Source organism: Gemmatimonadota bacterium (assembly GCA_040388625.1).
Taxonomy (GTDB): domain Bacteria; phylum Gemmatimonadota; class Gemmatimonadetes; order Gemmatimonadales; family Gemmatimonadaceae; genus Fen-1247.
Genome location: JAZKBK010000003.1, coordinates 326,265 through 340,484, shown reverse-complemented (window position 1 = coordinate 340,484; position 14,220 = coordinate 326,265). Strand labels below are relative to the sequence as shown.

Here is a 14,220-nt window from a genome sequence, read left to right as displayed (position 1 = left end):
AAGAGACTGCAACAATATTACACCGCGGAACGGTTCTGGATTCGTTCCACGAGCGCTGGGAGGTGGGCTATGTCCGTCAGGAAATGAGTCGGACTCGCGTTCTCGAGCTGGTCGCGGCGAAAAGGACCCCAGAGCGCGGCTATCGAAATCACACCTGCTGCATTGCCGGCGTTGACGTCGTGCGGTGAGTCACCGACGAAAACCGCCTCGCTCGCCTCGTAGCCCAGCTCGCCCAGGGCCATACGGACCGGGAATGGATCGGGCTTGTGGGTGGAGCAGGAGTCGCAGCCGATTTTCGACAGCATGTAGGGTGCGATGCCTGTGAGATCGAGAGCGCGGTCCATCATCTCATTGGACTTGCTCGTAACGATGCCCATTGGATGGCCTGCCGCGGCGAGGCTTCCGAGGGTTTCCAGCGTTCCGGGGAAGACCGTCGTCAGGCGATCGTGCGCGGCGCGCTGAAAGACCCGGTAACGCGTCGTTATGGCCTCCAGCTGGTCGTCCGTCTCGCAGTAGGCTTTGAGCTGGGTGGCGAGCGGGGTGCCGATTCCGGCGACCCATTCTTCCTGCGTCGGGGATCGTCCGGTAAAGCCCTCGAACGCGTGCTTGACGCTGGCAAGCAGGAGGCCGATGGAATCGATGAGGGTGCCGTCCAGGTCGAAAAGGACGGCGATCGGACGGGTACGATGCTGCACTCCGGGCGCAGCTGTGTTCGGTTGTGCCATATGGCGAATGTAATGGATCGCGACCTTCGATTGGGCGTATCTCGAACGATCGTTCGAAAGCATTATGACGACCGCTCTGGCGACATGAAGATGAGCGCGACCAGACGGATGCCCTTTTCACGGACCTGGTCGGGGAAACGCCGAGCGCTGTCGACGAGCTCGAGGATGGTGTCGACGGCGGCCTCGTCGGGGGAATCCGCGAGGCTTTCCAGCGACCACTCCACCGCTAGCGGCAGCGGCTTTCTGGCCGCACTCCGAAGGCGTGTGGCGATAGCGGCGAAATGGGCTCGTCGCGCAAAGTTCGCGTTGGCGCTGGCGGCATCTGCGACGCGCGCGAGGGCTCGTCTTGCGTCGTGGACCCCTGGAATGGTTGCGCTTCCGTCTGGTGCGCCGAGTGCGTGCCAGGCGCAGCGCTGTTGATACCAGGAATCGGCAGACTGAAGCACCGACGCCAGACGCGTCGCCAGCTCATGCCGGAACGCCGCGCCTTCAGTGTCTTCGGTGCCTTCCGCGGCTTCAGCACGGTCTGCGAGATCGGTCGCGGCTTCGACGGCGTGAGCGTCGTCGGTAATTCCGGAAACTTCGTCCCATGAGAGCAGCGTGGCGGTGCCATCGACGATCCACACTCCGAGTGTGGCAGCGCGGGCCGCGCGCGCCATGGCAACGACGCGCGAGCTGTTTGCCGGATCGATCACGTCGGCACCGCTGCGTCGCCATTTCTCGATCGTTGCGCGCACATGCTCGCCACGCTGGATCGTCGCTCGGTCGTTCGGCCGCGCGGACAGGTTGGTGATTGTCGAGTGGCCGAACATGCGCGCGGCGAAATCCGACTTGCGTGCGATTATCTCCAGCTCATGGAGAAACATCTCCGCTCGTGCTGAGGGACTCACAGTGTATGACATCACGCGATGGTGTCGCGAACCCATGCGCGCCAGACGGCCGATGCGTTGCTCCACGCGAGCAGCGGTCCACGGAAGGTCAAGGTGAATCACGACGGACGCTTCCTGAAGATTCACGCCCTCGCTCAACAGATCGGTCGCAACGAGCAAGTTGATGGTTGCGTGCTCGTCGAGATGATCGTGTCGACCCTCTGGCGCGAACTGGCCGAGCACCTCGGTGCGGCTGACTGGTCCGCTTGCGATCATCGCTCCGCGGGCGGTCAACAAGGCAGCGTGCCCATCCCGTTTGACAAGCCGATAAATCGCTTCAGCGGTCTCTGCATAGCACGAGAACGCGACGACCTTCTCGGCGGGATGCGTTCGCACGACGTCCCGGACGAATCGGGCGAGTAGCGCGTCGTCGAGAGTCCTGGCATGCGCCAGCAGCGCGTCGAGTGCCGACACGTGCTCGCGTAGTGCCGAGCCGAGCGCCGCGAGCGGAGCGGTCGCTGGAACCAGCAACTCTGCAAACGCGAGCTGCACCGCGTCGTCGCTGTACACCCACGCAGACAGCTCGGCCGCGGTGGGATAACGGCCCGTATCGAGAGACGCGAGCAATCCATGCGAGCGCGCTATCCTGCGTTTGAGCGCGCCAACGAGCGCCGCGTTGCTGGATACCCACTGTCGCACCAGTCCGTGCATGACGAGCCGTGTCGCGACGCCGCCGTCGCTCGGAGGCACCGGCGGCGGAACGGCGAGGATCATGTCGAGGATGGTTGTATCCGTCGCGATCACCACCGGAGCAGCGTGCTCGACAACGGGTATGGGGCCCTCTCCGGCGTGCGCTGCTGAATCGCGCCGCACCATGAGGGGCAGGAATTCCGCTCCGGTCATCGTGTATGCGCGCGACCCGATGAACAGAGCGGCAAGTGCCGCGACGTCGTCGTGCGAATTGTGCAGCGGAGTCGCAGTGAGCAGGAGAACACGGCTGAGAATGCAGAGACGCGCGAGCGCCGAGTAGCGACGCGTGCTGATATTCCGGAAGTTGTGAGCCTCGTCGACGATTATCAGGTCGCGTCTTCTCACTGGCGGGCCTGTGCGCCCAAGTGATTCGATCGTGACGAATTCAGCGCTGACGTGGGTCGCGGCGAGGGCATGCAGCCACATATCCGTGAGCGAGGCTGGGGCGATTACGGTCACTGCTTCGTAACGAGCCGCGACAGCTAGTGCGACGTACGTCTTGCCGAGCCCGACATCGTCACAGAGAAGCGCACCGCCGTGGTCCGATATCGTGCGCCTTATGCGTGCGACCGCGGACCGCTGATGTGCGTGGAGTGTGATGTCCCCAATGCGAAGTTGTTGCGGTTCGTCGCCAAGCATGCATGCAGCGATCGCCGTGCGTGCATCAGCGACAGAGACGACGCGGGGCTCGGCGTCCTGCTGCGTCGTGTCAATCGTTGTTGCGAGCATGGGTCCACTCGAGAAGCGGCAGGAGGGCAGATTCGTTCAAGCCATACGCGGACAGCACGAGAGCATCGAGGTCATCGTCGGCTGGCTCATTCCCGCCACGCGCGGCTTCCGCGACGGGCGCGAGCAGTCTCCCGGCGCGTGACCAGTCCGACGGGACGGGCAATCGTGCGATCGTCCAGCCGAGATACCGGTGATATCCGCCACGTGCCGGCTCCGCAATTGCGCCGAGCCATGCTGCGGCTATCCGTGAGTTGAGGATGGTCGCGAGTGCGAGAGCGTCGGTCATGCAATTGCACGTCACGGAGTAACAGGTGTTGAGAGGGACTGTCGGATCAGCTGCTTCGAGAACAGCTGCTCTGGGGGCGCGCCCGAAGTCCGCCCAGATTACGCGCGGCGATCTGGCGCACGCACTCTCGACCCGGAAGAGGGACCACCAGCGATCCGAGCGCGAGTCGCTCCGTCGCTCGAGCGCGCGCCGGGAGCGCGCAAGCCAGCGGTGCGCGTTCGGTGGCAGCGCGCGGAACGGCGTGCCGGCGTCATCGTGGGTCCATATGATTCGCTCATCGTCCGGAGCGAGCTGCCATCGCGTCAGCGTTTCTCCCCGGACGAGCGGCCGAAGCAAATGTGTCTCGATCTCGCCACGTTTTCCAGCCGCTGCGATGTCCGTCACCTCACCATGATTGTCGCCGGCCCGAACGACAAATGCGTCGTTGCAGCCTGTCTTGACGCCGAGGTGTGGTCGTCCCAGGGCTGTGGTAAACAACGGAACGCCGGCGGCTGTCAGCCGATCGAATGACTCGCGAGCCCGAGGGGCGAGCAACAGCCACGGACTCCCCGGGGAAGGATCGAGCGAAAGGTTCTCCGCAGCAACGTTCCAGTGCGAAATGTCGCTGCGATGCTGTACGCTGACCTGTACGGGACAGTTGTGTTCCGCTCCGTCTTCAGAAATGCGCGTTGCAACAAGCATCGAAGGGTACACGGCCGCCTCGAATGCGTCGGGCGCATTGGAGTAATCGCCGATGGCGATGATTCGGGTCCGTTCGAGCACGAGCTGGCGCGCGCCACCGCCCGCCAACGAGCTCCACAGCTTGGATGGCAGAAGCAGTCCCATGACGCCACCGGGCGCGAGCAGGTCCACCGATCGCTCCACGAACAGAGCCGCGAGATCAGTCTGTCCGGCGAAGCCCTGGCCGGCGCTTGCACTGCGCGCTCCCTCCAACCACGCGCCGCGACGGAACACGCTGAATTTCTCCCGATAGCGTGCGCGATCGTCGACGTGCATGTTGTGCACTCGAACCCAGGGCGGATTGCCGACGATTACATCGAATCCGCCCAACTCGGCGACATCCGCGAAGTGTATCGGATAGGCGAACGCCGGCGTCGCGCCGCGCTTGATTGCCGCGCGCTTTCGTCGCAACGCTCGCATGGTGGCGCGCAGCTGGAGCAGTCTGTCGCGCTGTTTCGGATCGGGCGGCGTTCGTACATCGAAGAGGTCACGTGACCGGACGGCACGTACAATCTCCTTTCGCTCGAATCGGGCCGCGGTGATGCGGACGTCGATCGCGTCAACTGCACGCATACGCTCCACGACGTCGAGCTGCCTCCCGAGGGAGAGCTTTCTCCGACCGCTGGATCGTGCGTATCGATCCCGTAGCGCCGATGCGCGTCGCGGTGTGGCAGCGCGCGAAGCCTGATCTGCGAATCCGTCGTCCGCGAGCGAGTTCCCTACGCGAATCTGGCGATCCAGGTTCGGCAGAGGAATGACACGCATCGGGTCCTGCTCGTCGCTGTCGATCACGGCAGACAACCACAGCCGCAACTCGCACAGCCATACTGCTGTAGGACTGGAATCCACGCCGAAAATCGATTGTCGCAGCACAGAGCGTCGCACATTGCTCGGGGAGTCCGCATCACCGAGCGCGATCCGAAGGCGTGCCACGCGTTCGAGTGCATAGACGAGGAATGCGCCGGAGCCGCAGGCGGGGTCGAGAATTCGCAGTCGCTTCACGTCTTCCAGAAGGCGGGGATTCGGGCCCGTTCTCGGTGTCTGGTCATCGAGCAGCAGCTCGGCCTGCCTGCGTGTCATGCCACCGCGTTCGAGCGCGGCTCCGAACGCGAGAGTGGTGAGCCTTTCCACGAAGCGCTGTGGAGTGTAGAACACTCCTCCGCGTTTGCGGTCGCCGGGTTCCATCAGCGATTCGAAGACCTTGCCGAGCATTTCGGGATCGATGGCGGCCTGGGACCATGTAGTTGCGTCCTCGCGCGCGGTGAAGCGAAATCGAATGAGGACGTCACCGAAGAGAGCGCCGAGTGCGTCGTCGGAGAAACGCGAGTGGCGGTGGATGCGCTCGACAGTCGTGCGCGAGAAGAGTCCGCCGTTGAGGAACGGGATGCGTCCGAACGCCCGGGATCGCGGTGCGCGTTCGGAGACCCGCGTGTTCAGCGTTCCAAAGAAAAGCGGCTCGAGTACGCGGCGCTGATACGCGCCTCCGTTCGCGATACACTCGGTGAATCCGTTGGCGAGAAAGCCGAAGTCGCTGTTGAGCCAACCCTTGGTTTCGAGAAACGAAAGGAAGAGAAGGCGGCTCGTCGTGAGGATCGCGATCTCTCGCGCATCTGCGGCGGGTAGCTGTGATGGGAGAGAATCGGCGAGCGAGTCGATGGTATGTGCAAGAGCATGAAAGAACCGGCGCGTAACCGCATCACGGCCGAGTATGTCGAGCCAGCGCATGTGACGCATCTCATCACCGTAAGCGGCGGCTGCCGCCGACAACGCGCACAACGTCTCGGCGTCACTGTCCACGACGTTACCGCGCTCGGAGATCAACGCGGCGATCTGTGGGGTGGAGCGAACGCGGCGCCACGTTGCAATGCCGAATGTCGATCCGTCGCGATGACCGACGACGACGAGCCACAGGAGATGCGGCGCCTGCATCGTGAGCTGGCGCGCGATGACCGTTATTACGTCCCGCACGCTCGCAGTCTGTTCGATCTCTGCGCTCAGGGCGCGCAACGATCCCTCGCCAGAGCTTATGCGGGCTGAGAGTATTGCGGTGGGAAGTCCGAGTCGATCTCGCGACGCAGCATCGAGCGGATGTGGGCGGTCGGTGAAGCCCAGAGTCGCGAGGAGCGCGTCCATGCCACCCTCGTGAGCGGTGGCGTCAATGATCCGTGCGGCGTGAGTGAGAGAGTCCACTCAGCCACAGTACGTGCCGCCGGTATGGCGGGGCCGAGCAGCTCCAGACGGGCGCGATCAAATATCTACCTGGTGCGCAGGCTGGCGCTGCTCTGATTGATCGCGTGACGCCAGGCGGCAACTTGCGGGGCGGCCGGGCTGCGAGAGCGGCCGCAACTCACGCCGGGAACTGGCGGCGGGAGTCATTGCATCCGACATTTAAATACGAGGTCCGCAAGCTCACGCATGCAAACGGAGAATTCGGCCCATGTCTGATGCAATCACGCTGAGCCAGTGTTTTTAGCACTCCTCGTGGTTACGTTCGCCGTAGCGCTCGTGGTGTCGGCCATCGTCGCCTTCATATTCAGCCGATCGATCCGGCGGATACTCGATCGCGTCGTGGCGCCGGACCTCGCGGGCGCATGGCACCGGTACATGATATTCGCGCTGTACGTTGTGGGAATATCTGGTGGAGTGAGGATCTTCTCGCTCGAGCAATATGTGAATCCGGCAGATCCGAAGGCAGCACCCCTGGTACTCACACCCGAGCGCTGGACGCTGGAAGTGTACCGCACCGTGATCGAAACGCTGCAGAGCACTGCATGGATGTTGCTCGTCGCGTTCGTGTTCCTACTGATTGCATACGTCATCGCGCGCGGAATGGAGCTGCGAGCGGCGAAACATGCCGGAAGCAACACGTAATCCACCAGTTCCGTATCATCATCACTCAATTGTGCGTCGTGAGCGCCATGAGCTACCCACGTGCGCGACGCCCGGAGAACCTCTTGCTCTTCCGTTTGCTCTTCCGCACGCTGACTGCCGCGATTTCACTCGCTCTCGTATCATCGCTTGCACTGGCGCAGGCTCCCCACATCACGTCAGCTGGCGACCCGTCGGTCAACGCCGACACGATCTACCGGCTTGCTGTCAAGCCGGAACAATTTCCTGAAGAATCAGGAGTTCTGCTTCTGGACGACGGAGTGCTGCGCGTCGAGCCCGACGGGCGCGAGGAATCGACATACCGGCAGATCATCCAGATATTGCGTCCGGAAGCCGTCGATCGGTATAGAGAGCAGCAGTTTTCGTATGCCCCCAAACATCAGCGATTCACGCTGAACTGGATTCGCGTGGTCAAGCCGGACGGCACGGTCGTGAGCGCGGCGCCGTCGCAGGTGCAGGAGTCGGACGTGCCAGCGCAGTTCGGTGATCCAACCTATTCGGATCAGAAAGTCGTACGGGTATCGCTTACGGGCGTAGCACCCGGCACGATCGTCGATCTGAGCTACACGACGACGGAGCTGAAGCCGTTTCTACCCGGCGACTTCTTCGACTCGTGGAACGTGAGCAGCGGAGCGCAGGTGATACGTTCGCGTTATGTGGTCGATGTTCCCGCCGGCTTCACACCACGCATCCGCGAGGACAATCTCAACTTCGCGCGTACGGAGAAGTCGGCGAACGGACGCCACGTCTATACGTGGGCGACCAGCAACATCAAGAGCATCAAGTCCGAAGCGTTCGAGTCGGATTCGAACGGCGTGTACATGTCCGTCATGGTATCATCGCCGATCACATGGGCGGCGATTGGTAAGTGGTACGCTGGAAATGCGCGCGACCGATACGTGACTTCGCCAGCGGTCGATTCCGCCATCACGCAGGCTGTCAAAGGCGCCCGGACGCTGGATGATTCCATCCGTGCGGTGCATCGCTGGGTGGCGCAGGACATTCGGTACGTCAGCATCGCGCTTGGATTGGGCGGCTATCAGCCGAGGTCGCCCGACGAGGTGGTACGCACCGGATTCGGGGATTGCAAGGACAAGGCTACGCTCTTCATTGTCGCTCTCAAGCGATTGGGGATCACAGCGTATCCTGTAATTCTGAATTCGAGTGGAGGCGTGCAGCGAAGCATGCCATCCATCGCGCAGCTCGACCACGTAATCGCGGCTTTCAAACTGCCTGGCGCGACGACGTACGAATTTGCCGATCTCACCGCATCGCTCACGCCGCTCGGTGAGCTGCCGTTCGATTATCAGGGAGCATTCGGGATGGTCGTTCATCCGGATGGGAACATCGAGGAGATAACGTTCCCGAAGGCGTCCATTGCAAATAATTCCGGTTCGCGTCGCATCGTCGGTACGCTTTCGGTCGACGGGCAGTTCACAGGGCGGTACGAAGAGAGCGGACTCGGCGCGCGTCAGTATTCGTTGCGGAACGCTTTCGAGAACCCGCTGGATTCCGTTCAACGGGCCAAGGCGGCCAACGCCATTGCGGGCAACATTTTCGATGGCGCACAGGGCGACAGTCTTACCGGATTCGTCGGGAAGGATCTTGCGGCGAAACCGAGGATGTCGGTGATCGTTCGAAATGGACGAGCTGCATCGATGGCAGGGACGAACGTGATTCTCACCAATCCGTTCGGCACGATGAGCGGATTTTCCTCCGCAGCGCAGGAAATAGAAACAGCCGGACCGAGGCTGTTTCCGATAGCGGCGGACAAGATCTTCGGGTACGGTGTGACGACGATGGAATTCCGCCTCACGATGCCGGAAGGATGGCGCGCTCAACTACCGGCCGATGTAGATGCGTCGAGCGAGTTCGGCAAGTACCACAGCGAGTACACACAGTCAGGCCGCGACCTGGTGCTGAAGCGAACGATCACCGGTGCAGGGGGTGACTATGCTCCGGATCAACTCAAGACCATGCTCGAGTGGATGCGCAAGATCGCGACGGACGATGCGAAGCTGATCGTGATCGACAAGGGAGCGCGCTGAGCGGCCCGCCGAGCGGTCCGCGGAGCGGCCATCGCTGCTTATCTTACATTCATGCAGAAAAAGCGGGCAGCGGCGATCAAACAGGAATGGGGCGACAGACCCTGTAAGCATCCTGCGCTGGCGAAGGAGTACGATCTGGGGAAGCGCACGGGAAGCTACGTCTGCACCCAGTGTGGCAAGACGTTTACGTTTCGGGAGAAGGCGGAGATGTTCGGCGTCCGGTCTCCGGAAGCCGAGCCATCACACTCTGGGGGCTATATGAAAAAGAAATCGACACGCGAGATTCCTGATTTCTCACGGAAGCCATCGCGCCCAAAGGCGGGAGGGGTTCCCAACGCAGCTCCGCAGGCCAAATCGCGGACGGTCAACGTTTCTGCTCCGCGTCCCAAGCCGCAGGCCACCTCGGCCAAGTCGGGTCAGCGCGGCAAGTAGACGGTACGCATCACGGGTTCGCTGGATGTACGCTCTGGTACTCGCGTCCCTTCCACTCTACGCGACTGCCGCGTAATACTGCAGAAAGCGTGATGTAAAGAGTCACTCCTGCGCCGAGGGGAAAGAGCAGCGCGTACAGCATCGGTACGCGGGCGACGCGATAGTAGGCGAGCCATGTGAGCAGCGTGACCGCTGTCGTAATGGCGCCCCATAGCTCGAGCGCAGGAATTCGGAACACGACGGCGACGACAAGCAGCAGCGGTGGCGCCAGCTGCATGAGGAATGGGAGCGGTAGCAACAGTGGCGCGAGCCAGGCAGCGCGGCCCCCGAACGGCATGGAATGACGGCCGCCGGCAAAGAGATTCTTGCGCCAACCGCCCATCAGCTCCGCGAGCGATGTGTACATGCGCGTCGATAGCTGATCGATACCCTCGACCAGCACCGTCTTTTTCCCCAGCTCGAAGTAGCGCTGGGCGAGCATCAGGTCCTCTGCGACGTATCCGCGCACGAGTCCATGTCCGCCAAATTCGTCGTAGGTTGCGCGGTGCACCATGAGATACTGGCCGTTCGCGATCTTCGCGGATGCGCTCCTGGAACGGTTGACGATCTCGGTCCCGCCGAACCGGGTTACCAGTACGGTGAAGACCTGCATCTGAAGCAGACGCTCCCAGAAGGTGATCATTTCCTGGCGCCCGAGCACGGAATAGAAATCGGCGTGGGTTCGGAGCATGCCGTTCACGGATCGTACGATCAGGTCAGGCGCGGCACGCGCGTCCGCGTCCATGAACACGAGTATCTCGCCTGACGCCGCGTCGGCGCCGGTCTGGCAGGCCCATTGCTTGCCGAACCAGTCCGCCGGCAGATCGGGGTTGTCCAGCACCGTAAGGCGTGGATCCGTCGACACGATGGCGCGAGCGATCACCGCAGTGTCGTCGGTCGAGTGATCGTTGACTGCAATCACTTTCAGCTTTGGGTATGACGAGGCGAGGATCGACTGGAGGCACGCCGCGATGTTTCGAGACTCGTTGCGTGCGGGAACTATCACGGAAACACGCGGCGGATCGGCTGGTGGTTGCACCGATTCGGCGTCGAGGGATGTGGAGCGCGCCATGCGCAGAGAAGCGATTATCGGCGTGAGGATCCACGGGGTCGTCGCGGCGATGGTGGCCGCGAAGGAAGGGTTCATTGCCGGCATGGGCGAAAGGTATTCGCATCCCGTCCCTGAACGCACGAGAGGCGCGCCGATGTCGGCGCGCCTCTCGTGGATTTCGACAGCCGGATAATCAGGTCCGGCCGCTGCCGGAGCCGCCAGTACCGCGACGTGACGCATCATTTCCGGAATCGCGCGTGCCTGAAGAGCTGCTGTCACTCGGCGACCGCGTGCCGGATGCATCATGTGAAGCACTGCTGGAAGGATTACTCGCCCGACGGGCGTTCTCGTCGTTCGGCCCCTGCCTGCCGGAGCTTCGTGATGATGCGTCGCTATATCCTGAATCGGCGCCGTATCCGCCCTCGTCACGGGAGCTACTGGAGGATGCGTTTCTCCCCGCCTGGTCACGAGCCTGGTCCCGCTCGCGAGCTTCGTCCATGGTTCCCTGCGAACCGCCCATGCTTGACTGCCTGTCCTGCGTCGAACCAGTCGAGGCGTTCATTCCGCCGTTCGAGCTGACCTTTGGTTTGGATTTGCGAGAACTGTTGTTCGACTCGCTCGGATTATTATCATGTTTATCTCTGCCGGCCATAAAAGATTCCTCCGTGATACCGAGAAGTTGTTTTTCCTTCGCTGTGAAAACCGGCAACGCATGTGCCAGATTAGTCTTGTAACGTCGGGTGTTCGCCAACTCGCACTCAAATATTCACATGCCAATTCGCGGCTTTTCACACGTTCAAACGACAGGCGCGGGCGCCAGGGTAGCGTTCGTTGCACCATCCGGCCCATTGAAGGATCGCGGCGATGTAGAGACAGCTCTCGCGACTGCTCGCTCGTTCGGCTGGGAAACGACAGTTGGTGAGCATGTTCTTGCGCGCTACAGCTATTTTGCTGCGAAGGACGCAGATCGCATTGCGGACATGAACGCTGCGTTGCGCGATGATTCCGTCGACGCAATCTGGTGTCTGCGCGGCGGTTACGGTGTGATGCGCATCCTGGAGCATCTCGACTATGACGCGGCGCGCAGACATCCCAAGCCAATCATGGGATACTCCGACATCTCCGGATTGCATGCGGCGATGGGCCGTGCGTGCGAGATCATTACTTATCATTCACCCAACGCGCGCACGCCGCTCACGCCGTTTGCGCGCACTTCATTCGAGCGTGCACTGGTTCAGGGTGAAGATCCGTGTGGCGCCGCGCCTGGCGCCCGGGCGATTCGCGCCGGCCGCGCACGCGGAAGACTTGCGGGGGGAAATCTTTCCCTGATCTCTTCTCTCGCAGGTACGCCATATTTCCCGGATCTCGACGGTGCGATTCTGGTAATCGAAGACACCAACGAAGGGCTGTACCGCATCGACCGCATGCTCACGCAGCTTTCGCTCGCGGGCGAGCTGTCCGGGCTTGCTGGAATCGCATTTGGATATTGCACATCCTGTGATGCGGACGAATCACCCGGTGACACGCGTCAGTCACGTACACTCGATGACGTGCTCGCGGAATTTGCAAGCACTTTGGACATTCCGTGCATCGCTGGAATACCGATGGGACATGTCGACGATCAGTGGACGATTCCGCTCGGCGCAATCGCGACGCTCGACACAGATGCACTAACCCTCAACGTGGAGCAGTCATGACGAAAAGCGGAAATGATCTCGTTGCAGAAGCAAAGGCGCGAATAAAGGAAATCGATGCGGCGAACGCGATCATGGAGAGGCAGAAGCCCGGCACTTTCTTCCTGGACGTACGCGAGCCGAACGAGTGGAATCTCGGGCACGTACCAGGCGCGATTCATGTTCCGCGCGGTCAGCTCGAAGGGAAGATCGAAGACGTTCTAGATCGCGACAAGAACATCGTCGTGTACTGCGCCGGCGGATCACGCTCGGCGCTCGCCGCCGATACGCTGCAGCAAATGGGATATCAGCATGTCACGTCGCTCAAGGGCGGATTCCGCGGATGGGCCGAGGGCGGCGGCGAGATAGAGGACTGACAGCGATTGTCATTCCCGCTTTCGCGGGAATGACGAATGTGCCTGGCCTTCGTATACTCCGCTCTAGAAGATGTTCATGTCGCCTGACTCTTCCAGGCGCCTGTCGGCTTCGTTCGCTGCGTTGTTTGCTTCGTCGCGAAGACGCTGCTGTTCGCTCGCGCTCGCGCTGCGATCGTACGCGTCCCTGACATAGCCGCGTACGGTATTCCATTCGCCGTACGTCTGTCTCGCACCACCGTCCCAGCCGCGGCGCAGCTCGTCCTCGATGTCGTCGAACGGACGGCCACGATAGTCCGGATTGCGCGCCGCGAGATGGCCCAACCGATAGGCGGGACTTACGGATTCGTAATCCCGATCTGCGAGCCGGTCTGGCGAGTTGTCGTAGTGGTTGCGATAAACTGCATCGTCGCCGACTGTGTATTCCTGGGCAGCTTCGGCCACTGCATGCCCCGCCCACCATCCGCCGACCGCGCCCGCAATACCGCCGATGAGCGTGCCAACCGGGCCACCGACCGACCCGATTGCCGCGCCCACCACGACGCCGGAGATGCCGCCAGCAGCTTCGCCAATTTCGTCACCTGCGATTCGGGACGGGCTCTTCGGAACGGAGCTGTGCTTATCCGGGTTGTCCTTTCTGGTATCCATACTGCCTCCAATGGGAATGGCGTCCGATCGTCTGCCACGCGGGACACCGATATGCAGACATGAGGGGCAAGGTGGATGCCACACGACGTGTGTTCATCTTGACAGCGATTCGATTACTCTACCGATTCAATGTATGGCGACAACGCTCCACATCGGAACACAGGGATGGAACTACTCTGCGTGGGCCGGTGTGTTCTATCCGGACGGAACGCGGCCGGCGGATTTTCTTCCGACCTACGCTCGTGCGTTCGCGACCGTCGAAGTCGATTCGACATTCTACGCAGTACCGCCGTCGACAACAGTGCGCGGCTGGTACGACCGCACGCCAGCGGATTTCATCTTCGCGCTCAAATTCCCGCAAACTGTAACGCATGAGGCGCGGCTGCGCGACGTCGATGGTACCATCGACATCTTCTTCGATCGAGCGCGCGAATTGCGCGAGAAACTCGGCCCTGTACTGGTGCAGCTCGGCCCTGACTTCGGACCGGAAGAGCTTCCCGCGCTGGTCGATTTCGTTCCGCGTGTGCCGCGCGACATTCGCGTTGCGATCGAATTCCGCGCGCGTGGCTGGATGACGCCCGGCGTGCTCGCATTTCTGCGCGACTACGGGATTGCGGTCGCGCTCGTGGATGGGTCGTGGATCCCACGCCGCTGGATGATCGAGCTGCTGGCACGGCCGACGGCCGCGTTCCACTATATCAGATGGATGGGGCCCAACAGATTTCTCGTCGATCACTCACGCATTCAGGTGGATCGCACGCCCGAATTGCGAAAGTGGGTCGACGCGATCGAATTCGTTCCCGACAGCGTTACCGACATTTACGGATACATGAGCAATTATTTCGCCGGTCACGCCCCTCGCTCTGCGCGCGATCTTCAGGAGATGCTGGGTCAGCAATCCATAGACCCGGACATGCTGGGCGAGCAGATGCGCCTCCTGTGAACGTAGTTCACGCCGGTCCGATTCAACCCACCGTGCGGGCGTCG

12 protein-coding genes are annotated in these 14,220 nt (G+C 61.9%); 7 read left to right on the top strand and 5 right to left on the bottom strand.

Annotation, left to right across the window (positions count from 1 at the left end; all coding sequences use genetic code 11):
- Positions 1–17: 17 nt before the first annotated feature.
- From V4529_07125 to V4529_07115, 3 genes are all read right to left on the bottom strand, one after another.
- Complete coding sequence (locus V4529_07125; protein MES2358101.1) at positions 18–725, bottom strand: HAD-IA family hydrolase; 708 nt, start codon at positions 723–725, stop codon at positions 18–20.
- Between the two features lie 62 nt (positions 726–787).
- Positions 788–3,073 (bottom strand): DEAD/DEAH box helicase, encoded by a 2,286-nt coding sequence (locus tag V4529_07120; GenBank protein ID MES2358100.1) that lies wholly within the window; start codon positions 3,071–3,073, stop codon positions 788–790.
- Positions 3,054–6,212, bottom strand: coding sequence for an N-6 DNA methylase (locus V4529_07115; GenBank protein MES2358099.1), 3,159 nt, complete (start codon positions 6,210–6,212; stop codon positions 3,054–3,056). The genes V4529_07120 and V4529_07115 overlap by 20 nt, the downstream gene beginning before the upstream one ends.
- A 330-nt stretch (positions 6,213–6,542) precedes the next feature.
- Between V4529_07115 and V4529_07110 the strand changes: the two genes are divergently transcribed.
- Genes V4529_07110 through V4529_07100 form a run of 3 tightly spaced genes read left to right on the top strand, consistent with a single transcriptional unit; the run spans position 6,543 to position 9,448 of the window.
- The gene (locus V4529_07110; GenBank protein ID MES2358098.1) at positions 6,543–6,950 is read left to right on the top strand and encodes a hypothetical protein; all 408 of its coding nucleotides are present in this window, start codon (positions 6,543–6,545) and stop codon (positions 6,948–6,950) included.
- Between the two features lie 47 nt (positions 6,951–6,997).
- On the top strand, positions 6,998–9,016 hold the full coding sequence (locus tag V4529_07105) for a DUF3857 domain-containing transglutaminase family protein (protein MES2358097.1): 2,019 nt from the start codon (positions 6,998–7,000) through the stop codon (positions 9,014–9,016).
- Positions 9,017–9,067: 51 nt separating this feature from the next.
- Complete coding sequence (locus V4529_07100) at positions 9,068–9,448, top strand: hypothetical protein (GenBank protein ID MES2358096.1); 381 nt, start codon at positions 9,068–9,070, stop codon at positions 9,446–9,448.
- A 10-nt stretch (positions 9,449–9,458) separates the two neighbouring features.
- Here V4529_07100 and V4529_07095 read toward each other — a convergent pair whose 3' ends face one another.
- The gene (locus V4529_07095; GenBank protein MES2358095.1) at positions 9,459–10,817 is read right to left on the bottom strand and encodes a glycosyltransferase family 2 protein; all 1,359 of its coding nucleotides are present in this window, start codon (positions 10,815–10,817) and stop codon (positions 9,459–9,461) included.
- On the opposite strand from V4529_07095, the gene V4529_07090 reads away from it, so the two are divergent.
- From V4529_07090 to V4529_07080, 3 genes are read left to right on the top strand one after another with little or no spacing between them, the layout of a single operon-like run.
- Positions 10,796–11,272 (top strand): hypothetical protein, encoded by a 477-nt coding sequence (locus V4529_07090; protein MES2358094.1) that lies wholly within the window; start codon positions 10,796–10,798, stop codon positions 11,270–11,272. The genes V4529_07095 and V4529_07090 overlap by 22 nt on opposite strands.
- Before the next feature lie 36 nt (positions 11,273–11,308).
- Positions 11,309–12,235, top strand: coding sequence for an LD-carboxypeptidase (locus V4529_07085; protein ID MES2358093.1), 927 nt, complete (start codon positions 11,309–11,311; stop codon positions 12,233–12,235).
- Positions 12,232–12,588, top strand: coding sequence for a rhodanese-like domain-containing protein (locus V4529_07080; protein MES2358092.1), 357 nt, complete (start codon positions 12,232–12,234; stop codon positions 12,586–12,588). Before V4529_07085 ends, V4529_07080 begins: the two co-directional genes overlap by 4 nt.
- A gap of 63 nt (positions 12,589–12,651) precedes the next feature.
- Here V4529_07080 and V4529_07075 read toward each other — a convergent pair whose 3' ends face one another.
- Positions 12,652–13,233, bottom strand: a complete 582-nt coding sequence (locus V4529_07075) for a hypothetical protein (protein ID MES2358091.1) — start codon at positions 13,231–13,233, stop codon at positions 12,652–12,654.
- A 133-nt stretch (positions 13,234–13,366) separates the two neighbouring features.
- Between V4529_07075 and V4529_07070 the strand changes: the two genes are divergently transcribed.
- Complete coding sequence (locus V4529_07070) at positions 13,367–14,176, top strand: DUF72 domain-containing protein (GenBank protein ID MES2358090.1); 810 nt, start codon at positions 13,367–13,369, stop codon at positions 14,174–14,176.
- Positions 14,177–14,220: the final 44 nt, after the last annotated feature.